21 protein-coding genes and 1 pseudogene are annotated in these 25,904 nt (G+C 49.0%); 16 read left to right on the forward strand and 6 right to left on the reverse strand.

What is annotated here, in order from left to right:
• The first annotated feature begins 386 nt into the window (after nucleotides 1-386).
• From MKX74_RS04020 to MKX74_RS04050, 7 genes and pseudogenes are all read left to right on the forward strand, one after another.
• A complete protein-coding gene (locus MKX74_RS04020; protein ID WP_018885288.1) occupies nucleotides 387-704 on the forward strand; it encodes a PTS sugar transporter subunit IIB in 318 nt (105 codons plus the stop codon).
• A complete protein-coding gene (locus MKX74_RS04025; protein WP_018885287.1) occupies nucleotides 697-1,029 on the forward strand; it encodes a PTS lactose/cellobiose transporter subunit IIA in 333 nt (110 codons plus the stop codon). Before MKX74_RS04020 ends, MKX74_RS04025 begins: the two co-directional genes overlap by 8 nt.
• Nucleotides 1,030-1,310: 281 nt before the next feature.
• Entirely contained in the window at nucleotides 1,311-2,630 is a 1,320-nt protein-coding gene (gene celB, locus MKX74_RS04030; protein ID WP_018885286.1) for a PTS cellobiose transporter subunit IIC, read from the forward strand.
• A gap of 63 nt (nucleotides 2,631-2,693) precedes the next feature.
• Nucleotides 2,694-4,118: a glycoside hydrolase family 1 protein gene (locus MKX74_RS04035; protein ID WP_018885285.1), complete on the forward strand. Its 1,425-nt coding sequence runs from the start codon at nucleotides 2,694-2,696 to the stop codon at nucleotides 4,116-4,118.
• Between the two features lie 264 nt (nucleotides 4,119-4,382).
• A complete protein-coding gene (locus tag MKX74_RS04040) occupies nucleotides 4,383-5,093 on the forward strand; it encodes a GntR family transcriptional regulator (RefSeq protein ID WP_018885284.1) in 711 nt (236 codons plus the stop codon).
• A 282-nt stretch (nucleotides 5,094-5,375) separates the two neighbouring features.
• A pseudogene (locus tag MKX74_RS04045) lies at nucleotides 5,376-5,990 on the forward strand (TetR/AcrR family transcriptional regulator); the annotation flags it as partial.
• Nucleotides 5,991-6,333: 343 nt separating this feature from the next.
• Nucleotides 6,334-7,632, forward strand: a complete 1,299-nt coding sequence (locus MKX74_RS04050; protein WP_341177582.1) for an MFS transporter — start codon at nucleotides 6,334-6,336, stop codon at nucleotides 7,630-7,632.
• 78 nt (nucleotides 7,633-7,710) lie between these two features.
• On the opposite strand, the gene MKX74_RS04055 is transcribed toward MKX74_RS04050, so the two are convergent.
• Genes MKX74_RS04055 through MKX74_RS04065 form a run of 3 tightly spaced genes read right to left on the reverse strand, consistent with a single transcriptional unit; the run spans nucleotide 7,711 to nucleotide 8,536 of the window.
• A complete protein-coding gene (locus MKX74_RS04055) occupies nucleotides 7,711-7,986 on the reverse strand; it encodes a hypothetical protein (protein ID WP_018885281.1) in 276 nt (91 codons plus the stop codon).
• Between the two features lie 44 nt (nucleotides 7,987-8,030).
• A complete protein-coding gene (locus tag MKX74_RS04060) occupies nucleotides 8,031-8,246 on the reverse strand; it encodes a helix-turn-helix domain-containing protein (protein ID WP_341177583.1) in 216 nt (71 codons plus the stop codon).
• Nucleotides 8,192-8,536 carry an RNA polymerase sigma factor gene (locus tag MKX74_RS04065; protein WP_341177584.1) on the reverse strand — a complete coding sequence of 115 codons (345 nt, stop codon included), beginning with the start codon at nucleotides 8,534-8,536 and terminating at the stop codon, nucleotides 8,192-8,194. Before MKX74_RS04065 ends, MKX74_RS04060 begins: the two co-directional genes overlap by 55 nt.
• Nucleotides 8,537-8,773: 237 nt before the next feature.
• Between MKX74_RS04065 and MKX74_RS04070 the strand changes: the two genes are divergently transcribed.
• On the forward strand, nucleotides 8,774-9,379 hold the full coding sequence (locus MKX74_RS04070) for a hypothetical protein (RefSeq protein ID WP_341177585.1): 606 nt from the start codon (nucleotides 8,774-8,776) through the stop codon (nucleotides 9,377-9,379).
• A gap of 160 nt (nucleotides 9,380-9,539) precedes the next feature.
• A complete protein-coding gene (locus MKX74_RS04075) occupies nucleotides 9,540-9,935 on the forward strand; it encodes a DUF7674 family protein (protein WP_341177586.1) in 396 nt (131 codons plus the stop codon).
• 13 nt (nucleotides 9,936-9,948) lie between these two features.
• Here the strand turns inward: MKX74_RS04075 and MKX74_RS04080 are convergent, their stop codons facing one another.
• Entirely contained in the window at nucleotides 9,949-10,341 is a 393-nt protein-coding gene (locus MKX74_RS04080; RefSeq protein ID WP_341177587.1) for a PilZ domain-containing protein, read from the reverse strand.
• A 357-nt stretch (nucleotides 10,342-10,698) separates the two neighbouring features.
• Here MKX74_RS04080 and MKX74_RS04085 point away from each other — a divergent pair, with 357 nt between their 5' ends.
• On the forward strand, nucleotides 10,699-11,160 hold the full coding sequence (locus tag MKX74_RS04085) for a DinB family protein (protein WP_018885275.1): 462 nt from the start codon (nucleotides 10,699-10,701) through the stop codon (nucleotides 11,158-11,160).
• A 236-nt stretch (nucleotides 11,161-11,396) separates the two neighbouring features.
• Here the strand turns inward: MKX74_RS04085 and MKX74_RS04090 are convergent, their stop codons facing one another.
• On the reverse strand, nucleotides 11,397-12,275 hold the full coding sequence (locus tag MKX74_RS04090) for a helix-turn-helix transcriptional regulator (RefSeq protein ID WP_341177588.1): 879 nt from the start codon (nucleotides 12,273-12,275) through the stop codon (nucleotides 11,397-11,399).
• A gap of 285 nt (nucleotides 12,276-12,560) precedes the next feature.
• Here MKX74_RS04090 and MKX74_RS04095 point away from each other — a divergent pair, with 285 nt between their 5' ends.
• From MKX74_RS04095 to MKX74_RS04105, 3 genes are all read left to right on the forward strand, one after another.
• Complete coding sequence (locus MKX74_RS04095; RefSeq protein ID WP_341177589.1) at nucleotides 12,561-14,504, forward strand: glycoside hydrolase family 127 protein; 1,944 nt, start codon at nucleotides 12,561-12,563, stop codon at nucleotides 14,502-14,504.
• A gap of 54 nt (nucleotides 14,505-14,558) precedes the next feature.
• The gene (locus tag MKX74_RS04100) at nucleotides 14,559-15,935 is read left to right on the forward strand and encodes an MFS transporter (protein ID WP_341177590.1); all 1,377 of its coding nucleotides are present in this window, start codon (nucleotides 14,559-14,561) and stop codon (nucleotides 15,933-15,935) included.
• A gap of 295 nt (nucleotides 15,936-16,230) precedes the next feature.
• Entirely contained in the window at nucleotides 16,231-20,256 is a 4,026-nt protein-coding gene (locus MKX74_RS04105) for a DUF5695 domain-containing protein (RefSeq protein WP_018885271.1), read from the forward strand.
• A gap of 365 nt (nucleotides 20,257-20,621) precedes the next feature.
• On the opposite strand, the gene MKX74_RS04110 is transcribed toward MKX74_RS04105, so the two are convergent.
• Nucleotides 20,622-21,665, reverse strand: a complete 1,044-nt coding sequence (locus MKX74_RS04110; protein WP_018885270.1) for a 2,3-butanediol dehydrogenase — start codon at nucleotides 21,663-21,665, stop codon at nucleotides 20,622-20,624.
• Nucleotides 21,666-21,818: 153 nt separating this feature from the next.
• On the opposite strand from MKX74_RS04110, the gene MKX74_RS04115 reads away from it, so the two are divergent.
• From MKX74_RS04115 to MKX74_RS04125, 3 genes are all read left to right on the forward strand, one after another.
• Entirely contained in the window at nucleotides 21,819-22,739 is a 921-nt protein-coding gene (locus MKX74_RS04115) for a LysR family transcriptional regulator (RefSeq protein ID WP_407667790.1), read from the forward strand.
• Between the two features lie 29 nt (nucleotides 22,740-22,768).
• Nucleotides 22,769-23,422 carry a M48 family metallopeptidase gene (locus MKX74_RS04120; protein ID WP_026281148.1) on the forward strand — a complete coding sequence of 218 codons (654 nt, stop codon included), beginning with the start codon at nucleotides 22,769-22,771 and terminating at the stop codon, nucleotides 23,420-23,422.
• 449 nt (nucleotides 23,423-23,871) lie between these two features.
• On the forward strand, nucleotides 23,872-25,740 hold the full coding sequence (locus MKX74_RS04125) for an SLC13 family permease (protein ID WP_018885267.1): 1,869 nt from the start codon (nucleotides 23,872-23,874) through the stop codon (nucleotides 25,738-25,740).
• The last annotated feature ends 164 nt before the right edge of the window (nucleotides 25,741-25,904 follow it).

A 25,904-nucleotide genomic window follows, 5' to 3' on the forward strand; every position in this document is an offset into this window, starting at 1 on the left:
CTAGAAGCTATTAGCAATATAGCCGGGATTGTAGCTCCTGAGCTACCAATCTGAGACGTATGTGGTTCTAGGCTACCGAATGATCTATGGACGTATTCCTGCCACAATTGTCGAATGGTCTGATGGTACCGTTGCTATAGGAAGACCTTTATAATTTTTTTTACATAACCCTTGTACGTCCAGCCCTGGATCTACAAGGGTTTTTGACGTTCATGTTGCATGCAAATGCAGAGGGTGGACATGATGACATGAATTATTCGTAATTTCGACAAAAGTATAGACATATGATTTTAATGTATAGACAAATGAAATTGATGGGTTTATAATTGCCCTGTAAACGGTTTCTGCTAATTCACATTTTAAGCTTGAAAGGATGGAGAACAGTTATGAAAAGAATTCTACTTGCGTGCAGCTCTGGTATGTCTACAAGTATGCTGGTGACCAAAATGCAGGAGCATGCCAAGTCCATCGGAGATGAAGCCGAAATTTGGGCCGTAGGTCAGGATCAGGCGCCTGAAGAAATGGCTAAGGCTGATGCGGTACTGATTGGTCCACAAATGAGCTTCCTGAAGGGGCAATTGGAGAAAGAGGCTGCGGCGTACGGCATTCATGTAGAAGTTATAGATATGATGGCCTATGGCATGGTTGATGGTAAGAAGGCTTACGAGCAAGCGATGAAGTTGGTGGAAAAGAAAAATGGATAAGGTCGATATCGCGGAATTAACAGAAGAACAGATTAGCTTTCAGCTTATTTTTCATAGTGGCAGTGCCCGGAGTAAGATCATTCAGGCCCTGACGGAGTATCGTAACAACAACGCAGAGGGAGCAGATGAACTGCTGAAGGAAGCGAAGCAGGATTTGCGCTCTGCACACGACATTCATTTTCAGATGGTCAAGAAAGAGGCCGAAGGTACACCGACTGCCTTGAATCTGCTGCTGATGCATGCCGAGGATCATTTGATGTCCACAGTTACGATGAAGGATCTTGTTCACGAGCTGCTGGAGCTATTCAAATCCAGAAATATCTAAGCGAATCTTTGAAACGGTTTACATTCATATGTGAACTGGTTTTTTAATGAAATGCTGGCTGAGGATTCATATTCGATGATGACATACATTGGGGTAAGAAAAAGCGCCTCCTTGAGCTGGGACTGCAGGGCAGACCCAATCACTGGCGAGTGAATTTAGGAGAACGCTTATTACCGAGTATAGTCAATTCAGGCGGCAGAATCAAATCTTGCTATAAGCAAAGCATGTGAAGACGATGTTTACATGTAAGGGAAAATTATATTCTGTGGGAGGAATAGGCGTTGTTTGAGAAATTAAGCCAGATTTTGATACCCATTGCTGGTAAATTGAACAATAACCGTTATCTTTCAGTATTACGGGATGCGTTCATGCTGTCATTTCCATTGACTGTATTTGGATCGATTATCGTCGTTCTTATCAATCTTCCATTCTTGAGTGATTGGATGGGGGCAGACAACCTGGCGAGAACCCAGGAGCTGCTGAATATTGCGCCTAATGCCACCTTGAATATTATGACGGTCTTCGTCGTGGTCGGTATTGGTTATTATCTATCGCGAAGCTATAAGGTCGAACCTATATTCGGCGGGATGATTGCACTTGCCTGCTTCCTGATGCTCACACCGTTCCTGCTGACTCAGGGCGACGGCACGACGATTGCAGACGTGATTCCGAAGGAGCGCCTTGGTGCCAAGGGGATGTTCCTCGGGATGATCGTGGCCTTCATTGCGGGTGAAATCTACCGTAAAGTCACACAGCGTAACATCGTAATCAAGATGCCTCCGGGCGTGCCACCGGCAGTTGCTAAGTCGTTCGCAGCTTTGCTGCCTGCATGTATTACACTGGGCATCTTCCTGATTATTAATATTATTGTAAATGTAACGTTCCATAACAATCTGCATGATCTGATCTACAAAGCCGTTCAGGCTCCGCTAGTGCATCTGGGTAGCGGTATTATTCCTACCTTGATTGCTATATTCCTGATTCAGATTCTGTGGTTCTTCGGATTGCATGGTCAGATTATTGTGAACTCCGTGATGGACCCGATCTGGAATACACTGGCACTGGAGAACTACGAAGCTTACTCCACAGGTGCAGAGCTGCCGCATATTATCACCAAGCAATTCGTTGATATTTATACCGTAGGGATTGGCGGTACAGGGATGACCCTGACCGTAGTACTCACGATTCTCTTCTTCCTGAAGAGCAAGCAGCTGAAGCAAGTCAGTAAGCTGGCACTGGGTCCTGGTCTCTTCAATGTTAACGAACCGGTGATCTTCGGTCTGCCAATTGTAATGAACCCACTGATCATCGTGCCATGGGTGCTGGCTCCAATGCTCGTGACCTTGATTACCTATTTCGCGATGTATACAGGCATTGTGCCACCACCGAACGGTATACAGGTTCCTTGGACGATGCCATTGTTCTTCAGCGGTATGATGGGAACAGGCTCGCTAAGAGGTGGATTATTGCAAATATTTAATATGGCGGTCGTATTCGTCATCTGGTTCCCATTCCTGAAATTCATTGACCGGATGAATGTACGTAAGGAACAGGAAGAAGAAGCTAGTGCTCCATCCAAAGAACAAACACTGAGCATGTAATATACAAGCAATAGTACAGAAAGTAGACAGCATGTGCAGCGTACAAGAGAAAGGAGAAGGACCGTGAATCATACTGAAGTAAAAGAGAGTGTACAGAAAGAAATTCAATATCCGTTTCCGGCTGATTTTTGGTGGGGCTCCTCTGCCTCGGCGACACAAACTGAAGGTACTGTGGAGGGCGACGGAAAAGGACCGAATATATGGGATTACTGGTTCGAGCAAGAGCCAAATCGATTCTATGATGGTGTAGGACCTTCCAAGACGTCCGGGTTCTATACCAAGTATAAGGAAGACATCGCGCTGATGAAGGAACTGAAGCATAATTCGTTTCGGTTCTCGATCTCCTGGTCTCGACTGATTCCAGGAGGGACAGGTGCTGTGAATGAAAAGGCAGTTGAATTCTATAATGCCGTTATTAACGAATTAACAGAAGCTGGCATTGAGCCGTTCGTGAACCTGTATCATTTTGACTTGCCGATGGCTCTGCAGGAGAAGGGCGGCTGGGTGAACCGGGAGACTGTGGATGCTTATGTAAAGTATGCGAACATCTGCTTCGAGCTCTTCGGTGATCGTATCAGTAAATGGTTCACCCACAATGAGCCCATCGTACCTGTGGAGGGCGGTTATCTGTATGACTTCCACTACCCGAACGAGCTGGATTTCGGCAAAGCGGTGCAGGTTGGGTACCATACCCTCTTGTCCAGTGCGAGCGTAATCAAGTCTTACCGGGAACAAGGCTATGATGGCAAGATCGGTATCATCTTGAACCTGACGCCGACCTATCCACGCAGCCAGCACCCGGCAGATGTTCGCGCCGCAGCCGTCTGTGATGCATACTTCAACCGTTCTTTCCTGGACCCATCTGTGACAGGAGAATTCAATCCGCTTCTGGTGGAACTGCTTACCAAGGACGGATATCTGCCTGCCATGCAGGACGGGGACAAGGACATCATTCGTCAGGGTACCATTGATTTGCTGGGAATTAACTATTATCAACCGCGCAGGGTCAAGGCCAGAGAAAGCCAGCCTCATCCTGATGCACCTTTTGTACCTGAACATTATTTCGATTATTATGTAATGCCAGGTCGCAAGATGAATGAGATGCGGGGCTGGGAGATCTATGAGAAGGGTATCTATGATATCCTGACCAATGTGCGTGAGAATTACGGGAACATCGAATGTTTCATTTCCGAGAATGGAATGGGCGTGCAAGGGGAAGAGAAGTTCAGAAATGAACAGGGCATGATCTGTGATAGCTACCGTATCGACTTCATACGCGAGCATTTGAAATGGGTTCAACGTGCGATTACAGAAGGCTCTAACGTGAAGGGCTACCATCTGTGGACTTTCATGGATAACTGGTCTTGGTCCAATGCCTATAAGAATCGTTATGGCTTTGTATCCGTGGATCTCGAGAAGGATGGACAAAGGTCCATCAAACAAAGTGGATACTGGTTCAAGCAAGTCATTGAGCATGATGGATTTTAAGATGGTCCTTAGGACCATCTTTTTTTCAAAATCCCCCGTACCTGAGGATCCACTGGCCAGACACGCCAATAGCGTAATAATGACAAAAGACAATAATCAGCTCTCATGATGAGTATGCCAGGTAAAGACGAATATGCGAAGTACACGGTCTACTGGTGAGAATGTGTGTAGTTATGTATACTTACTAAATACTAATTTCTAAAAAGCTTTTTATCGTATACAGACTAATCTGGCACAACAATATCTAATACAGGTGATAAAAAGATGAATAAATATGAGCGAATTGCCCGAGAGGTCAAAGAGCGGATCAGTAATAAAACCTATAGCAGTGATGAACCGATTCCTGATGAGATCTCGCTGGCTGCTGAGTTCCAAGTGAGCCGGATGACGATGAAAAAGGCATTGGATACGCTAGTTAGCGAGGGGCTGCTGATACGCAAGAGAGGACACGGCACCTTTATCGTTAAGGCAGCCTATAATTCACCTGTTAACGTAGTTGTGAATGAAATGCTCGGATTGACCAATCTGCTGCAAGGGAAGGAGATCACCAACAAAATCATCGCCTTTGATGTTCAATTTCCCACAGAGGAAGTAGCCAATCGTCTATTTATTGATCCTAAATCTCCTGTATACCATGTGATTCGTCTGCGCATTGTGGAAGGTGAGCCTTACGTTATGGAAATTACGTATATGCCAACCAACCTGATCAGCGGCCTTACCGATCAAGTGCTGCATGGTTCGATTTACAAGCATATCAAGGAGGAGCTGGGCTTGAACATCGTGGGATCACACCGTACGATACGAGCATCGAAATCCACGAAGCTGGATCAGGAGAACTTGATCTGTGCATCAGATGACCCGATATTGGAGATAGAGCAGGTGGGTTTTTTGGATAACGGCATTCCTTTTGAATATTCGTTCTCACGGCACCGGTATGATAAGTTTGTATTCACTACCGTGAATCGGATGCGTTAATTCATTTTTAGAGAGTCTATTTCAACGAATCTGAGTTGAGGTAGGCTCTTTTATTTGTTAGCTTGTATTGGCGACAGCTCAGGGAATAAATGTAATTCGGGACCTTGACTTCGTGCGTCAAACAGCGTATATATGTATTATAGACTGACGGTCGGTCAAAAGTTAACGGTGTGAACCACTTGCAGAACATATCCCATGACGCAGAGCATCAGCAGGAGCCGGGGTTCTATCCTCAATCGGCCATCAGGTTACAGTTAATCCAAGCTTGGGAGGCGTATTGAGATGAGAGTGGTGAAAGAGCATGAAGAGCGTAGAAATGAGATATTGGATGCGGCAGAGGTGTTGTTCCTGACAAAGGGATACGACAAGACAACCATTAACGATATTTTACGGGCAATCGGGATTGCCAAGGGCACCTTCTATTACTATTTTACCTCCAAGGAAGCGGTTCTGGATGCGATGGTGAAACGGGTGGTGGATGCTGGTGTTGAGACGGCACGCAGTATCGCTAACGATTCTGCCATCACGGTGCATAAGAAATTCCTGCTCATTATGCTTGCGCAGAAGCCGAATACGGCAGTAAAGCAGCAGCTTATTGAGGAGCTACACGAGGCTAGTAATGCCCAGATGCATCAGAAGAGTCTGAGCTTAACCGTACAGCATCTTACGCCAGTGCTACAGGATGTAGTAGAGCAAGGGATACGGGAAGGACTCTTCCGCACCCCTTATCCTCGTCAGTCTATAGAGCTACTGCTGGTGGCTGCTGTGACCCTTTTCGATGAAGGGCTCTTCCGCTGGACACCTGAGGAGCAGGCTGAGCGGGTGCAAGGTCTGATCTATGCCATGGAGACATTGCTCGGCGCTGAGCAGGGAAGCTTCGCATATATTGTTCAATTGTTCGATCAGCCTGAATTAGCGAAGGCTCAGTCTCCCACGGAGGAGTCTGATGCTTTCAATGATAAGAAGGCTATGGAGGACAGAGACAAGGATGTTATTAAACAGACGATAGATAATAGCATGGTCGATAACAAGAAGTCCTCTGGTAAGAAGAGCAATGAGAGCAAGAAGGATAAGAAGCGAAAGTTGAAGAACGGCGATAAAGATAACGACAAGGGGAATAAAAAGAATAGCAAGAAGAGTAGTGATGGTAAGAAAGGGGACTCCGGTAAGAAACGCTCTGGTAAAAAGCAGTCTGGGAGCACGGAGGCTCAAGGTATAGGAGAACAGAAGGCAGATGAGCATGCTTAAGAAATCTTTTACTACCTTCCTGATACTATGGCTAGGGGAGCTGACCTCCAGTATAGGGAGTGGACTGACAGCCTTCGGACTGGGTGTCTACGTCTTCCAGATGACTCATTCTGCAACCGCGGTCTCCCTGGTAACGCTATGTGCATTTCTACCGATCATCCTGCTCGCTCCAGTAGGAGGTGTGCTGGCGGATCGGTTTGATCGCAGACTCATGATGCTGATTGGTGACGGTGGTTCTGTCTTGGGGCTGCTGTATATTTTGCTAATGATGATGACAGGACAGATGGAGGTATGGCACATTTGTGTCGGTGTAACCCTTAGCTCCATCTTCGCATCCTTGACGGATCCAGCCTACCGGGCGACCATTACCGATCTGCTCAGCAAGGAGCAGTATGCACAGGCTAGTGGAATGGTACAGTTGGCGGGAGCTTCGAAATACCTTATTTCACCTGTACTGGCCGGCTTATTTATTGGATTCATCGGTATTGAAGGAATATTGCTGCTGGATATGTCCACCTTTCTAGTAACCTTGCTTACGATTATAGTCGTGCGGAGCCGTGTGGCAGCCAGTTGCAGCAAGGAATCCAAGACAAGAGAACACAGTAATCTCTGGGCCGAGCTTCATGAAGGGTGGCATATAGTCATGAAGGCCAAAGGAGTGCGCTATCTGATGCTTATTCTGACCTTGGTAACGTTCTTTATCGGGTTTCTAGAGACGCTGTTCACTCCGCTGTTATTACCACTATCGGATGCGCGCACGCTGGGAATCGTTGAATCCATCAGTGCTACAGGCTTACTGCTCGGAAGCTTATTTATCGGAGTGTTCAGTATTCGTAAGCAGTACAGCAAAGTCATGGCCATAGGCCTGTTTATGTCCGGTATCTTCTTTGCCCTACTAGGAATGACGACGAATGTAGTGCTAATTACGACTATGGGATTTTTGTTTTTTGCTGCACTGGCCTTCGTGAATACGAGTGCTGATGTTCTCATACGTACCCATATCCCGAACGAGACTCAGGGGAGAGCCTGGGGAATGATTGGCTTGGTATCTCAGCTCGGATATATAGCAGCTTATGCTAGTGCTGGTATATTATCAGATGGAGTCTTTAATCCACTGCTCACGGAGCATGGTGTGCTGGCTTCTACAGTTGGGGCAGTCATTGGTACAGGTCCTGGCCGAGGAATCGGATTCTTGTTCTTGTTGGCTGGTGTGATGGTTATGTTCACGGCGGTCATGCTGATACGAGTACGATCCATTCGAGAGCTTGAGTTGTCCCCAGCATTGCAATAGAACAAGTTCGAGTGTATAGCGTAAGTACAATTAAAGAGGATCCTGGCCCACACGGTGCATGATCCTCTTGATCTACGTTTAGAGATGTTTTTTGGATACCATTCGTGGATGGTTACTTTCCGTACTGGATAAGTGTGGGTCCTTGATGTCTTTCGTAGCTTGGCTGGATAATTGATGAAGTGTCTTGTCAACCAACATGATTGACTTGTTGAGCTGCAGCAGTCTTTTGTCGAGATCGTCCAAGCGTTGGTTAAAGTTGCCCAGGACGCTGCGTAGCAAAATAATGGCGATCAGGCTGGGAAAGCCGACAGTGCCAATAAGAGTGCTGATCTGCTCTGCCGATAGGCTGTCCATAGGATGTGCTCCTCCTTCCATACTGATCAATGAATGATGGCGCTTCAGACGTCCGTCTGCAAGAATTCAAGGAATTCTACGATAATCTCAGACGCAGCATCCTCTCGTGGTAGATGTATATAACGGGATAAGCGCTGAATATCAGGCTGAAAGAGCTCGATAACAGCTAGCATCGCCTCCGAATCATGCTGTCTTGCCGCCTGGATCAGTTGTTCGAAGTGAGCTTCTGAGACAATTGCTTCAGCATTTTTCTCTTCCATTGATTCACCGCCTGTTGGCTAATTTTGAGCTGACGGGCTACCTCAGCTTCGGTCAATCCCTCCCAATACAGCTTGTGCAGCACCCGTTGTCCAGTGTCGGGCAAAGTATCTAGCAATTGCTCCAAGGTTAGAGCCTGATCAGACGCTACTGTGAAATCTTCCTTTATGGGTTCGTGCTCCAAAAGAGGGAGCTCTCTGTTTCTGATCTTCTTGGCTTTGTATTGAATCCTCCAACCAATCCGGTATATCTCTGCACGATACCGCTCATAGGCTGTCTGTCCGGTAATCATGCTATTCGCTCCTTTCTATATATACTTTAATTGCTTAGAGATGTATCTACTTATATAGGTATTTTTAGGTTGTGTTTTACAACTAAAAAAGGAACGTTTGTTCTCTTTTTTGCGAAAAAAATTAATGCCAGATATGTGCTATATAGATTGGACCTGTTAAACTAGTCTTAGAATTAAAGGATAAAATGAAAGGACAGAAGTGAGATGAAGCTGAAGTATTTGATTGTTGCCTTATTCATGGGGGGGTATTTGTGGTATTGCTCGATCTATCCCGATCATAAGGCTCCAGCTGCCATCGTCTTGTTCCTGGCGCTTGTCGTTGTGCTCCTGCTGCCTAGTATGTACAACATCTTATGGGAGACGAATATCAGGCGGCTGGAACGCTATTTATTGGCTAATCGAAGCAAGCCCGAGGTCTATCTCTATTACGCGGTTGGGAATGAGTTGAATGAAGAAGTGGAGCAATGCATCCACAAGCTGCTGGCCCAGCATAAGAGTACAAGCAAGCAGGCATTGTTCAAGACGTTGCTGGCGTTTCACAGAAAGAATCTGCTAGAGGTACAGGAAGAGATCGAACACATTCGTCCTCAGGCGTATAGCGATTATTATCGGGCGGCTCTTCAGATTGAACTGGGACATACGGAGGCTGCGCTGCAGATCATTGACGGGATACCCAAGGTGTGGATGCGAAACGCATTATTGTACGATATTAAGCGGAGGGCCGGGGAGATCGAAGAGGCACAAGCTCTGGCGGAGCAGTGCCTAAGCCAAGTGAGAGGATTACAGAAGTATATCCTGTTCAGAACCTTCCAGCGCTATCTACCGAACTTGCAGAGTGAGTGATCCGTTGCTGGATGCATTCTTCAACATGAGCCATGATCCTTAAGGAAGCAGAAATGGCTTAGTTCGTATAGTTCGCCTCCAGGTTGATTTGCAAGCAAGCTGCTGTGGAAGCCAGAAGTGATGAGAGGTTCTTAATCATATTACAGATAGGTTGATGGAGATGAAGATGGACATTCAAGAGGTCATGGCGTTGCTGATTCAGGCATGTCCCTCGTATCAGAACCGGGCAGAGTGCTACCTGAACGATAACTATGAAGCAGGGGAACAACGGCTGTATTATCTTGAGGTGGCAGATTTTGCAGAGCATCTATTCCCTAGGCTACTGGACCAACCAACGAATGAGGTGAAGGATGTATTCTCTGTCGTAGAGCAGATGTTCTTAGAAGGGAATGAAGAGGTGCGGACCTTGCTCACGACAGGCTTTTTCGAAAGTCTACAAAACCGGATCTTAGCGTGCGAGGGGCTCCAGCTATCGGGCTTTGAGCACCATCTGGGACGATTGTCACTTGGCGCCTGGAGAGGCCTGATCCATTATTGGGAAGGACGAAATATATAATTCAGTATTGATATCACAATGCTTTAACCGGAGTGCCGCCAGCCCACTGCTCTAACTCTTTGCGTAGGAGTGCTCGTTCATCCTCGTTCAACTCCAAACGAAGTCCATATTGATACTGATCCACGCCGAATATCCATCCCCATCGAACGCGCCCGGTGAAGGAGAGCTCTCGTTGATTTAACTGGTATTGGACCATGACATCGGAGGCACCTGCGGAGGGACGAAGCTTCAGCGAGGTGCGTATTTTGCAGCCTGCAAGACTAAGATCTACTAGTATGCCTTCTGCGGACAGGGTTGAGTCTGGTCTTGTGCTATTCTGTGGAAGCGTGATTAGACAAGGTAAAGGCTGATTCATGACATAACGGTAGGGTTCTTTTCTAACATGAGCTTGAGTGCTATCTTCCATTCAATGGCCTCCTATCTGGTGTATAAATGAATGTATAATGTACAGTGATCGATAATTATATATATATTAAAAGTATAAAATTCATAATTATATAAAATTAACCATTTAATATCATGAGTATATATACCCATTTGATATTATATAAGAGGTCCCGGATCGTGTCGATGCATTTACTTCATAACAAGGGAACTTCTGATAATATGACCAGCGCAAGCGGAGAGTGACTATAATTCCGATCGCAAAAGGTGTATTTGAAAGAGTAGCCCCGAGATAGGATAATAGATTTATGTGAATTTGGCTTTGCGATATGCAGGAAACAGCCAATTAACGCTTTATGAATTCATAGGAGGCGATATGATGTCGGATCAATTTGCATTTCAACTAATGAATAGAACTCGTCAGGGCTTGCTAAAGCACCTGGAATCCCTACCAGCGGACAAGCGAGGGGTGGTCCCGGCAGGCTTCAATAATAATGTACATTGGCAACTTGGTCATGTCATTACCGTGACAGATGGGCTTATTCATCGCTTCTCTGGAAGAGCCATTACACTGCCAGAGCACTTCGCTAGATTTTTCGGTCCGGGAACTAAGCCAGCTGATTGGACAGAAGAGCCACCAGCGTGGGATGACTTAATTCAATTGCTCAAGGATCAGCCTGCCCGGCTTCGTGAGACGTTTGAGCCTGTGCTGGAGGAGTCGGTTGCCCAGAAGGATAATTTTGCGAGTGCTGTGACTGTAGGAGATCTGTTCCACCTGTGCAATACGCATGAGAGCTCGCACACTGGAATGGTGAACGCGATGGTGCGGATCTTGAAATAGATGGTGTCTACATAACGGGACCAAACGTGGCCGACAAGACGAAGTGCTTGTCGGCTATTTCTGTATGTACAGGTATCCGGGGTAACGCTGCTGCTAAGAGATGGAATCCAAAGAGTAAGGAATACAAATATGTTGCTTAAGAATGTAACACTAGTGAACTACATCCGGTTGATAGATCTATTAAAGCTGGTGACACGGTTTATAAAATACTAGATTAAATAGTGCCGTAGCTGAGCTCACGTTCGTTCTGGTCGCCAGTATTGCTGACGATAGTGCTTCGGGGACATGCCGAATTTATCCTTGAAGCATCTGGAGAAATAGCTGGCTTGTGTAAATCCGACCTCCTCCGTGATTTGCTGGATCGACCAATCCGTCTGTAGCAGCAGATTACGTGCCTGCTCCAGCCGATACCCCATGAGATACTCAAGTGGCGTACACTGGAAGGTCAGCTTCATACAGCGAGCCAGATAGTTCTGATGTAGGTGAAAGTGAGCCTCCAGATCATGATTCGTGATTGGCTTCTGATAGTGCTGCTTCAGATACATTTCGATCTTCTCGGCAAGCCGTGCAGAGCTACTGGTATGGTTCTGATCATATTCCAGAGTGCGGAAAATGTTCACAAAGGTCTGTTGTGTCTCCCACAGGGCCAGCTTCCTTGGCTGCAATGTTGAAGCTAATAGGTAGTCCAGCTTGATAAAGAGCTCCTGCGCATTGTGCACTTGCTGGAATTTCGGCAGATGAATGGTCGTATGCTCCGAATGAAAATGCAGCTCTGGCATAGGAGAGCTCGGTGCGATCAGATGAGGAGAAGGTTGGGCCAGCCACGTACTATTGGTCTGAAAATGGAACCAGTAGAAGGAGGTCCGTGTCGTACATGCCTCCATCGGAAAGTGATGCTTATCCGGCTCCAGAATAAGTGCATCATGTTCACCCAGCAGCCATGAGCGACCTTCCTCTCCAAGGTGCAGCTTCCCTTCTTTGACGATAATGACGTCAAAATATCCCAGATTATACCGATTCGGATGTCGATCCCCTTCCTGGTATGTTGTGAGATTCCCCTCGATAAAATAGGGCAACGGAGGCACAAGGAAGGAGAGAAAGTCCGTGTCGCTCATATATGCTTCAGCTCCTTTCTCTAATATGCGGAATCCTGTATGCGAAATCACACTGTCTTCCGAAGAACATATGGATAGCCGTATATATGAGTTGAACTAACCGTCTAGACCTGGACAAGCCCTTGCATTCAGTCCGTGTAAGAAGTGTGGAATTGTATATGTTTTAGTTGAGGCTGGCGATGTTGTTTTGAGCGTAGGGTTGCTACACTTGAACCATGCTCATTACTTTAGCGTGAATTACCTAAAAATGAAAGCGTTATATTTTTGAAAAAGGATGTGGAAATCATGCAAGTCGCCAAGCCAGTCAAACAAGTCACGGTAGAGGATGCCTTCTGGAAGAAATATAAGCAGGTCGTAGCGGAGGAGGTGATCCCGTATCAGTGGAAAGCCTTGAATGATGAACTACCAGACACCGAACCCAGTCATGCGATCGAGAACTTCAGAATAGCTGCTGGGGAGTCTACTGGAGAGTATTACGGGACAGTCTTTCAGGATAGCGATCTCGCTAAATGGCTGGAGACGGTGGCCTTCAGCTTGCGCGATCATCCGAACCCGGAGCTGGAGCGGCAGGCCGACGAGATCATAGAGCTGCTCGGCAGGGCACAGGCTGAGGACGGATATCTGAATACGTACTATATGCTGAAGGAACCGGACAATCGCTGGACGAATCTGCGGGATAATCATGAGCTTTATTGTGCAGGGCACTTTCTGGAGGCAGCGGTCGCCTACTATGAGACAACAGGCAAGACGAAGCTGTTGCACATTATGGAGAAGTACGTAAGCCTCATTCAGCAGACCTTCGGTACAGGTGATGGACAGCTCAGGGGCTATCCGGGACACGAGGAGATTGAGCTTGCCTTGATCAAGCTATATAACGTGACAGGTAAGTCGTCTTACCTTGAGCTGGCACAATATTTCATTGAGCAGCGGGGGCAGGACCCGGTCTATTTCGTGGAGGAGCTGCAACGGAGGAAGGGGATTCAGACAGCGTCGACCTGGAATGATGATAACCGCATCAATTTCGGCCTTGGCTTCGAGTATCAGCAAGCTCATCGTCCCGTTCGCGAGCAGAAGGAGGCTGTAGGCCATGCAGTCAGAGCGATGTATCTGTACACGGCGATGGCAGATTTGGCAGCAGTAACTAAGGACGCTTCTCTGCTGCAGGCGTGTGACGCTCTTTGGGAGGATGTGACGAATCACAAAATGTACATCACGGGCGGGGTAGGATCAGCCGTCAACGGTGAAGCCTTCACCTCCAAATACGATCTACCCAATGACAGCATGTACTGTGAGACCTGTGCTTCTGTGGGATTGGTCTTCTGGGCTAACCGAATGCTGCGTATGGCTCCTGATCGTAAGTATGTGGATGTGCTGGAGCGTGCACTATATAACGGGACAATCAGCGGTATGGATCTGGACGGCAAGCGCTTTTTCTACGTGAATCCGTTAGAGGTGAATCCATATCAAGCCTCGCGGGCAGATCAGGAGCATGTGAAGCCAGAGCGGCAGAAATGGTTCTTCTGTGCTTGCTGCCCGCCGAATCTGGCACGCATGATCGCTTCTGTCGAGGACCATGTGTACACCCAGACGGAGGATACATTGTACACACACTTGTATATAGCTGGCAGGGCGAATCTGACTCTCTCCGGGCAGGAGGTTGAAATCGTACAAACGCATCACTATCCATGGAACGCAAATATTCAGCTTACGGTGCGTACGGCTAACCCAACTGAATTTACTTGGGCACTACGGATACCGGGCTGGTGTAGGCAGGCCGAAGTGCAGGTGAACGGTGAGAAGATCCCTGTACAGGCACTGGACAAAGGCTACCTTCTCATTCAGCGTACCTGGAGCGATGGTGATGAGGTTACCCTGCATCTGGCGATGCCCGCTGAGCGTATGCGCAGTCATTCTCTTGTCTCCATGAATCAGCAGCAGGTAGCGCTACAGCGTGGTCCAGTCGTGTATTGCCTGGAGGAAGTGGATAACGGGGAAAATCTCGGTTCTCTCCGCTTGCCGCAGGATAGTCCGATTCACGAGAGGTTCGAAGAAGAACTGCTCGGCGGGATCGTGAAGCTGAGTGCAGAGGGATACCGACTGACAGGACCCTCGGACCTATACAGTGCGGAGCCGCTTGCGAAGGTCCCACAGCGGATCACGGCTATTCCTTATTACGCTTGGTGTAATCGAACTCCGGGTGAAATGCGTGTATGGATCTATGAAGGCTAATTAAGCCTGCCGTGATTATGGATGATTGACTGATGAGAAAGGGAGCTATGAACTATGAGCACTAAAATTGTGGGCCCATCGCCAGCAACCGAGATTCCTACCGGAAAGGTGCCATTTCATCGCAAAATCAGCTACTCGCTAACAGATACGGCTGGCAACTTGCTATATTGCGTCATTTCGAGCTACCTGTTGTACTTTTATACAGATGTGTTTGGCTTATCCATCGGCATTGCGGGTACGCTGCTGTTCATTACCCGCTTGCTGGATGCGATTGATGCTCCAATCTGGGGAATTCTGATTGACCGGACGACATCGAAATATGGCCAGAGCAGGCCGTATTTTCTCTGGCTGTCTATTCCATTTGCGGTGTTCATGGTGCTCACCTTTACGACACCAGACTGGAGCGATTCAGCCAAAATAGCCTATGCTGCAGCCACCTATATCATAGCGGGTATTTTGTACACAGGGATCAGTACTCCGATTACCTCGATTCTGCCGAATCTGAGCACGGATTCCAATGAACGCGTTGTGCTGAACTCCTACCGAATGGTGGGTGGAAATGTAGGCTTCTTCGTTGCTACGACCTTTACTTTGCCACTGGTCGGCTTTCTCGGTCAGGGGAATGATCAGAGGGGCTTCACACTTACGCTGTCGTTGTTCGGTGTGCTGGCTGTCCTGATGTTCATTACGGCGTTTGCTTATCTGCGTGAGCATACGATAGTCAAGCGACAGTCCATACCAATTGCCAAGAGCTTTGCGGCCATCAAGCGCAATTGGCCCTGGATGCTCGTTGTCACCGCCAATCTCTGCTATTGGATCGGACTCAATATTCGTTCAGCGACGCTGATCTATTATTTGCAATACAACCTGAACAGCAAGGATCTGGTGCCCTTAATCAATGCTTTGACCTCGCTGCAGCTCATCTCCATGGTGCTGATTCCGCTATTTGCCCGTCGTATGGGCAAGTACATGATTATGGTGATCGGATTGGTGCTGGCCTCGTTGGGGCAGGTCGTGATTCTTGTTGGGGATACGAGCCTGACGATGATTATTGTAGGCTGGATTATCGGTGCACTTGGATCAGGCTTTGCTTGCTCCATGCCATTCGCTATGCTGTCAGATACGGTAGATTATGGCGAGTGGAAGAATGGCATTCGGGCCAGTGGCTTCCTGACTTCGATCGGCAGTGCATTTTGTATAAAGGCAGGTAGTGGCATCGGTGGATTGCTGCCCGCATGGGTGATGGCGCAGACTGGATATATTGCGGGAAGCGTGCAGACACCTACAGCATTGTCAGGCATTCAGTTCAGCTTTATTTGGCTGCCGTTCGTGATCTTCTTGCTTGGGACTTTGCCGATGCTCTGGTATAAGAGGTTCGAGCGTAATGAGTGTGTGATTCAGCAGGAGCTATTAAGCAGAAGGGAAGCTTAGTATTTAGTATTGAGAAGCATTGGCTGTACACAACGAGTCTTATAAGCTGCGCAAGCTCTCCGCTGGCCGGACAGAGCTTGCGTTTTTTAGTTCAACTTGCGACATGTAATCTCCATGAAAGGTTGGAATTCTACAAATATCGGTTGATCCTGTTTATTTCAGCGGGACGATATGCTTTGTACAATGATTTTGTAACGCTTACATTTCCAGGAAAAGGAGGTTGCGGCGACATGATGAGACTTCAGGAGATTGGCAAGCAAACCAGGAACTCCGGTTCCAGAAGGGGGCCGTGTCGATGAAGATCAAAGCATTTCTGGCGACTCTGTTGCTGCTCACTACAGCTTCAATATGGTGGCAGCAGACGGCTGCGGCACATGAGCTGTCGACGGGCGAGCTAACGATTCAGACGGGGCAACACGGGGAAATCTCATCCCTGCGCATTAATGGGGACACCTTTCCCACAGAGTATGTGATGAATGCTGTCGTGACTCCGGAGCAGAACACAGCGGATCATCAATGGCTGGGTGAGCTGATGTTCACGTACAGACTGGATGGGGGAAGCTGGACCAAGGCCTGGACGAATCAGTCAGCCGATGCCCGTACGATCACGAAGAGTGGCAACAAGGTCACTGTTACGTACGAGAACTCAAGTCGGCCTGAAGGCATCCGCAACTTCAAAGTCATCGAGACCTATACGGCAGAATCAGATGGTTCGGTGCTATGGAACATAGAGGTGAAGAATACGAGTGGTAAAGTGCTTGAGATCGGAGATTTCGGTCTGCCACTCCCATTCAATGAGCAGTGGACGTATGGGGATGCGATCTATGAGACAAGAGTAGTGACGCATTCCTTTGTAGGCAACAATAGCTCTTATATCACGGCAGGACGTCCTAGCGGCGTGGGTCCGTTCCTGCTGCTGATTCCTGATGCTTCCACAGGTGCGGGCTTCGAATATCAGGACCGCTGGCGGGATGAAGAGCATCCGGGCAGCAAATGGGCATGGAATCCGGCTAACGAGGGCAAATGGATTGAGGGGCTGAATGTGTTCTATATTCACTCCAACGTCATCAAGTCCACGAACCGTGGCTATCTGCCGAATACAAGCCTGATACTGCAGCCCGGCGCGAGCCGGAATTACGGCTTCAAGTTCATAGCGGTAGACGATGAGCAGGATATGAAGAACACGCTCTATGAGGAGAGTCTGCTGGATGTAACGGTCGTACCAGGGATGATTGTACCTACGAATCAGAAGGCCAAGGTGGATCTGCGCACGCAGCAGTCCATTCAGCAGGTAACGGATGCGCAGGGGAATGTCGTTCCGCTGCTGGAGACCAAGCCGGGCGGACATCACATCTATGAGCTGCATTTTGCGCAGCTGGGTCCGAATAATATTACCGTCCAGTATGGGAACGGACAGCGCAGTGTATTGCAGTTCTACGGGATTGAGCCGATTGATCAGGCCCTGCAGCGGCATTCGACCTTCATGGTCGACAAGACACAATGGAATGTGCCTGGAGACCTGCGTGACAAGGTATTCGACGACTGGATGATGCATACCAAGTCCAAGCGCAACGTCTTCAATGGCTATTGGGGCTGGGGCGATGACTGGGGGCTGACCCACGGACAGTTTCTGGCGGAGAAAAATGTACTGGCTCCCGTAGCGCGGGAAATCCAGGCCGTTGACGACTATCTGGAGACAGCCATCTGGACGAATCTGATGAATGGGCATCATGAGGACTACCTGATTCATGATTTCCTGATGCCAGAGCCGAATACGACACCGACATACCGGGGATACGCATATCCTCATGTCTACAATACGTACTTCAGCATGTACAAGATTGCCAAGGAATACCCGGAGATGATCGATTATGAGCATCCACCGGAGACTTACCTGCTTAGAGCCTATAATATCTTCAAAGCTCTGTATGAAGGGCCTGTCGCCTACAATTGGAACACAGGCCTGATGGGCGAGCTGACGACCCCGGACATAATCCAGGCGCTGCGTAATGAGGGGCTGGATGACGAGGCGGACGATATCGTAGAGAAGATGGACCGCAAGTTCAACAATTTCAAGAATACCAAATATCCTTACGGCTCCGAATACAGCTATGACAACACCGGCGAAGAAGCTGTGTATACGCTGGCCAAGATGAAGAAGGCTGCAGGGGAAGAAGAGAGCAAGGCACTCGATATGATGGGTAAAATCAATGCCAAGACCCGAGCGTCACGTGGTCATATGCCTATATGGTACTACTATGCTGATCCCGTTACGATCACCGGAGAGAACTGGTTCAACTTCCAGTACACAACCGCGCTAGCGGGGTACGCAATGGACGACTGGATTCGGTATCATGAGAACGAGGATCGTGAGGTTCAGCAGCGTATGTCCTATGCTGCCAAGATTGCGAATGTAGGTGCCATCAATTCAGGACAGATCAGTGCAGATCCTGAGAATATCGGTGCCGTAGCTTGGACATATCAGGCTGAAAAGGGCAACTATGGTACGAACGGTACCGGTGGTGGCCGCAATGTACCGCTGTTCAATGGCTGGCGCGGTATGAGCGGCGAGGCAGACCTGGGTCTGTTCGGAGCGCTTCATACGTTAAGCGCGGACGTTGCCGTAGACCCGATCTTTGGCCTTACAGGTTACGGGGCAGAGGTGAGCAAGAATGATAATATCTATACCATCGAGCCTTTGGATGGACTGTACAAACGAATCAATCTGATTACCGAAAAGCTGTACATGGAGCTATCCAAGGATCAATTTACAGAAGCGAAGCTCTCGACAGCGAAGGATTACGTGTGGTTTGAACTGAAGAATCAGACACCAGGTCAGGCGCATACGACTTACGTCACCTTTGAAGGCCTGCAGAAGGGAACCTATCTGATCGAGGTAAATGGGGAAGTGCGCGGTAAGTTTAACGCTTATGCCCCCGTTAACAGACTTGCTCTGGAGATCGGATCGGCTACGAGCTATACGGTCGAGCTGACCCCGACTACACCTGATCCGAATCAGCCACCTGTTGTTGATGCCGGTGAGGATGCTACGGTGAAGCAGCCTGATCCAGTGGCGCTGAAAGGAACCGTGACTGACGATGGACTGCCGGAAGGAGAAGTGACGACTGAATGGAGTCTGGCGGAAGGGCCGCAGGATGCTACGGTTACCTTCAACAGATCAAGCTCGCTCCGCACGAAGGTGACGGTATCTGAGCCGGGAACCTATCGCTTCAAGCTGACAGCCAGTGATTCACTGCTGACGGCGGAGGACACGGTTACCGTCATCGTAGAGGCAGCGGCTCCGCTGCCAGAGCAGCTGGCGTTGTATAAGTTCAATGAGAGCGGCGGGGCTGCTGTCGTAGATTCCTCTGGCAGTGGGAATGATGCTGCCATTCGCGGAGCGGTGGCACGGACACAGGGGATCGCAGGCAGGGCCGTCAGCCTGAATGGTACGGATAGTTATGTACAGCTTCCGGCTGGTATGGTGAGTCGCGCCGAGCAATTGACCGTCTCCAGTTGGGTCAAGGCGAATACTCTCAGCGATTATATGCGAGTATTTGACTTCGGGTCGGGTACGAATGAATATATGTTCCTGACACCTAAAGCAGGTAATCGAATGCTCTTCGCTATCACCGTTCAGGGGAATGGGCCGGGACAAGAGCAGACGATCAGCGGCCCTGCGCTGCCTACGGGAGTATGGAAGCATGTGGCAGTCACGCTGCAAGGCTCGACAGGTATTCTCTATGTGGACGGACAGGAGGTAGGTCGCAACACCAATATGACATTGACGCCACAGCGTCTAGGTCAGACGAAGAATAATTACATCGGGAAGTCACAGTATCCTGATCCTTATTTCAACGGGCTAGTGGATGATTTCCGCGTATACAGCCGTGCACTGAATGCTACAGAGATTCAGGCGCTGGCTGATGCGACTACGCTGCAGCAGGCCATCACGAATACGATGGTTTTGCAGGAAGTGCAGGTAACGACGCAGGTAGGAATCAAGCCAGAGCTGCCAAGTGTCATCGAAGCAACTTATGGTGACGGCTCGACGACATGGCTGAATGTCGTGTGGGGAGAAATGGATGCTGCACAGTATGCGGCACCGGGTACATTTGAGGTCACGGGTGAAGTGGAGGGAACCGAAATGCTGGCTAAGGCGGTCATTACGGTCGTCGAGGCGAATTCAGTGGCACCTGAAGCAGAACAGGATGCGCAGGATATGGGGCCACAGGATGCGACACTACAGGGTACGAGTTTGCTGGACGCGGGTTGGCAGAAGCCTGATCACAGTAAAATCTCAGGGACTCATGCCTTCTAAAGCGCCCCTTTGAACACAACATTTTAGGACACAGCAGAAGCCCTCCTAACCACGTGAAGTGGTTGAGAGGGCTTCTGTGTACTGATAGAATCACTATATTCAGTGAGTTAACAGAGCTACTCTTAAAGCGTAGACTTGTAAATGAGTAGCTAGAGCTCTCACGAATCTGGCTCCATGTTGAATCATCTGGTGGGCATAGCTCTAAGCGGAGAGCGGGGAAGCCCTAGAGAAACAAAGTGTCCGCCTTTAAGCTTGCTGTTCATCGGTTGCTATCTTCGTTCCAAAGAACAGCAAGCTTAACCGTGGTCGACAGGGCTCCCCGCTTGCAGCGCTCTACGCTCACATTTGATTTGGTACTGGTACGGTTATGAACCGATCTGTACAAGAATCTTGGCATGCCGCTTGTCCTTCATCAGCAGCTCAAGCCCTTCCTCTACGATGTCATCGAGCTTGATTTTCTTGGTGATGATCGGTTTGACATTCAATGCACCGCTTGCGATCAATGAGAGCACCTCAGGGAAGATGTGGCGGTAGGCCAGCGTGGACGTCACATTCGCTTCCTTCACCAGCAACTCGAAGAAGTTCAGCTGCAGCGGTTCAGGAATGGCTGCCACGACGACGACCTCGCCGCCTTTCTTAACGACAGATACTGCACTATTGAGCGTAGGCTGTACACCCGCTGCCTCAAAGGCTACATCAATGCCTCCGGAACGACTGGTAATGACCTCTGTAGCATTCACATTCGCGCTGTTCACAGGAATGGCTCCCAATTGAGCCGCTAGGTCAAGACGCTCCTGGAATACATCCACGGCATAGATCTCCGCTGCACCTGCCGCCTTCGCAGCCAGAACCGTCAGTAGACCGATCGGGCCTGCACCATACACAGCCACCTTTTGTCCTACCTTCAGCTTGCTGTGACGTACAGCGTGGAATGCTACAGCTGTCGGTTCTACCAGTGCTGCTTCCTCATAGGATACCTGCTCAGGCAGACGATGCACCATGTAATCCTCGACAACCACGAATTTGGCAAAACCGCCATCTCCATTCAGCCCGACGAAGCCAAACTGACTGCACTGATTGTATTTTCCCTGAATACAGTATTCGCATTGTCCACAGTGGTATAACGGCTCCACCACGACGCGATCCCCTATGCTGATCCCACTTACACCTTCACCTAATGCGCTGACCGTGCCTGAAAATTCATGTCCCAGCGTCAACGGAGCCTTCTGCTTGGACAGCGGATGCTCACTACCCTCCTGAATGCCAACACCGTGGTGATAGGCGTGCAGGTCACTTCCGCAAATGCCTGCGAATTCTACTTGAATCTGGACCTGCCGAGGGCCGGCTTCAGGAATATTGCGTTCCTCTACTCTTACATCATGCTTGCCATACCATACAGCTGCTTTCATATGAACAATCTCTCCTTTTTCGTCGAAAATATGAAGAAATATGAATAAATGATGAACTAATATCATTATAGCCCTTTACTTATATCATTTATAATTATGCTTATTAATGTTAGTATTAATTAAATTAATGGAAAATACTCATGAATGGGGGGGATGAAGGTGAACCTGGAGCAGTTGAAGTACGTTGTGGAGGTTGCTAAAGCGCAATCGTTGTCTGCCGCCTCAGCCCATCTTCATGTGACGCAGTCTGCCATCAGTCAGTCCATTCAACGGCTGGAGCAGGAGCTACACATGACGTTGTTCGAGCGCTCACGAAGCGGCACTGTGCCTACCCCGGCGGGCAAGGCTTTCATCGCGAAGGCACTGGACATCCTGCAGCAGATGGATGAATTGAGATTGATGTATACAGACCCGGATCTGATGACTGGGGAGCTCAGCGTTGCTGCTTTTCCAAGTGTCATGCCACATCTGGTCCGCACCGTTGCACAGATGAAGCAGGAGCATCCCTTGCTCAGTATATCCATTGAAGAAAAGGGTTCCATGGAGATCATTCGGGACATTCGTAGTAACAGGACCCATCTCGGATTTATCGTGATCTATGACAAAGATCTGAGAAGCCTCGGGGGATTACATTTTCGTCCGCTGCATGCGACCCGTCTAGTGGTGTGTGTCCATCATCAATCGGAGCTGGCGAAGCTTAAGCGTATTAGTCCAGCGCAGCTGAAAGCTTATCCGCTTGCCTTGTATCGGGACGGCTTCATCGAGGATTTCGTGGAGGAGTTCACATACCAGCACGGACCTTTATCGATCTTATTTAACACGAACAATGCGGAAGCCATCACCACGGTGCTGAGTGGCAATATTGCAGCCACCATCGGTCATGATTTCTCGTTCTACCACCATCCATTGTGGAAGTTAGGCCAATTGAAGCTGATTGAGCTAAATGTCACGGAACAGCCGAAGATGCAGATTGGCTTTGTGCAATCGGAATCAAGGGAGCTTGCTGTGGCCGCTGAGCGCTTCATGCAGCAATGCATTCACGCGATGGAGACAGAGCAGATTCAGGCTCGATGAATGATAAATACAGTCCAGAGGAGAAGCCTATGAATGTTGAAATTGATGGTCATGTCATTCATTGTCATGTCCAATACACCAAGGGCAGCAAGCTCACCGTTACCCTTGACCTTCCGTATATGCTTACGATTAAAGCCCCGCGCCATACAAGTCATGAGATGCTGGAGCAGTGGGTACGGGAGCGTGGTGATGCCATTGTACGTCAGTCCAAGCTGCTTGCTCAGCGACTGGAGGGGCCGCAGGCCAGAGAGTACGAAGCGGATGCGAGATTCATGTATCTGGGCCGGGAGCAGGCTCTGCACGAGCTTATAGGTGTAGAGGGACTGAACGAGGAGCAACGGAGGGCTGAGCTCAAGCGGTTCTATTTTGCGGCTTGCAAAAAAGTCATCCAGGAGCGTATTGTGGCATATCAGCAGAAGCTCAAGGTCAAGCCCAAATCCATTGATATCGTAGAATCACAGACCAAGTGGGGGAGCTGCAGCTGGGATAAGAAATTAACCTTTAATTATCGGCTTATTATGGCACCGCCAGAGGTGATTGATTATGTCATTGTGCATGAGCTGTGTCATATTCTGCATATGAATCATGATCGTTCCTTCTGGAGAAAGGTGGGCAGTATTATGCCGGATTATGAAAGTAAGGAAGCCTATCTCCGTATTCATGGTCGTGAGATGTCACTGTAGTAGCTCATATCTGTTGTGATTTTCGCCAAAATGAGAGCTTTGTCGCGGACAGACGGCTCATCTACCATGCTATACTGTATACAGTATGCCTGAACAACGCTGCTTGAATAAGAAGTCTGAACAAGTAACCCTGAACATGTATGAACCAGTATGTATGAACCAGTATGTCTGAACTATGCATGGCGCCTCAAAGCGGAGCTTTTTTCTACATAGATTATGTTCTTCGTATCCAAGGGATAATGTGTTCACCGACTGCAATGACTGTAATGACTGCAACGACTGAGTATGCTTGCCTTGGACTCTATTCAGCTATTTTGTGTCCTACCCATAATCTATCGTCATACTGAAGTCGATGTTCTCTGCTTTTACTGTAGTGTAGGGCTATGACGGTATCAGGTCTACGATGATAACGAGGGCTGAGCTCTGCAGCCCGTAGCAGGAGTGATATTGTGAATGGTCCTATGTTAATTACGCTCTTTACCCTAGTGATAGCTTCCGTGCTTTTCATCTCGGGGAAGCTGCGTTCGGATTTGGTGGCGATCGGTGCGCTGCTGGTGCTGATGCTGACGGGGGTTCTGACCCCGGCGGAGGGACTGGTGGGCTTCTCCAATTCTGTCGTCATTATGATGATTGGCCTCTTCGTCGTCGGGGGAGGAATCTTCCAGACAGGTCTCGCGAAGCTGGCAAGCCGGAAGCTGATGCAGCTGGCCGGCAATCATGAGACGTCATTGCTTATTATGATTATGCTGGTAACAGCAGTCATTGGAGCATTTGTCAGCAATACGGGTACCGTAGCAGTTATGATGCCAATTGTGGTTAGTATGGCGCTCAGCGCCCAGATCTCACCGGGCAGGCTGCTGATGCCTCTGGCTTTTGCGAGTAGTCTTGGAGGGATGCTGACATCCATTGGTACGCCTCCGAATCTGGTCATTCAAGAGACGCTGGAGAAGGCTGGCTACGGCAGTCTGAGCTTCTTCTCCTTTACGCCAACAGGATTGATCTGCGTGGTAACCGGGATCGTGGGTATGCTGTTCCTGCGACGCTTCTTGCCACGAGGCGAGGGGAATTCCTCTTCCAAGCGCGGCAGGCGCTCTGCCAGCGAGCTGGAGCAGGAGTATCAATTACATAACAAGCTGTTCCGCATACAGGTCGGCTCAGATTCAGGGCTAGTGAATCGAACCCTGCTGGAGCTTGGAATTTCTAGCCGCTTCGAACTGAATATCATTGAGATTCGCCGTAAAATATCTACGAAGAATCAGATCTTCAAGACGATTAATCAGGAGGTTGGGGGCCCGGATAGCGTGATTCAGACCGGGGACCTATTGTATGTATACGGGCCACGTGAGCATGCAGAGGCCTTTGCAGCAGAATACAATCTGATATTCCCGGATGCACAGCCTGTAACGGACGATCCCTCGCTACAACGCGCAGAGCCTTATGTCACCAGCGATATGGGGTTGGCAGAGGTCATGCTTACGCCGAAGTCACGTCTGATCGGACGACTGGTCAAGGAGTCAGGCTTCCGGGAGAAATATCGCCTGAACGTGCTCGGCATCCAGCGTAAGGATCAATATCTCCTTCATGACGTGAAGGAAGAGAAGATGCGCTTCGGGGACGCGCTGCTCGTGCAGGGAAGCTGGGCGGATATTGGCTTGCTGGCTTCTACGGCTTCGGAGGTCATCGTAGTTGGTCGACCGAAGGAGGAGTCGCGGCAGCTGACGATGGACCGCAAGGCGCCGATTGCTGCGGGGATTCTCCTGTTGCTGGTCATTCTTCTGATTACGCAATGGATACCCGCCGTTGCCGCCGTCATGCTGGCAGCCGTGCTCATGGTCGCACTGGGCTGTGTGCGCAGTATGGAGGAAGCCTATCGAACGATTAACTGGGAGAGCATTGTGCTGATCGCAGGAATGATCCCCATGTCCACGGCCATAGAGAAGACAGGTGCTGCTGAGCTGATGTCGGGACAACTGGTTACGATACTGGGTAGCTACGGACCGCTCGCGCTACTGGCGGGGATTTATATTACAACCTCGATCATGACGATGTTTATCAGCAACACAGCCTGTGCCGTGCTGCTGGCTCCCATCGCATTGAGTGCATCGGCACAGCTTGGGACCAGTCCGTATCCGTTCTTGTTCGCGGTGTCGATTGCGGCAAGCATGTGCTTTGCTTCTCCATTCTCGACGCCGCCCAATGCGCTGGTCATGTCCGTTGGCCGCTACAGATTCAGTGATTATCTCAAGGTCGGACTGCCGTTACAGATCATTATGGGCGTTGTGCTGATCTTTGCGCTGCCACTGGTCTATCCATTTTGAAGATAATAGAATCTATAAGCTTTCAGCAGGTACAGGATCAACAGCAGAAGCTAGGTGAAATGATACGTAGAGCAGCTTAAATATGACAGAGTCAAACACAAACAAGCTGAGCATTCCCTGTCCTTGCAGGGTTTGTTCAGCTTGTTGTCGTGGTAGTGAGATTT

This window comes from Paenibacillus sp. FSL K6-1230 (assembly GCF_038002385.1).
GTDB lineage: Bacteria > Bacillota > Bacilli > Paenibacillales > Paenibacillaceae > Paenibacillus > Paenibacillus massiliensis.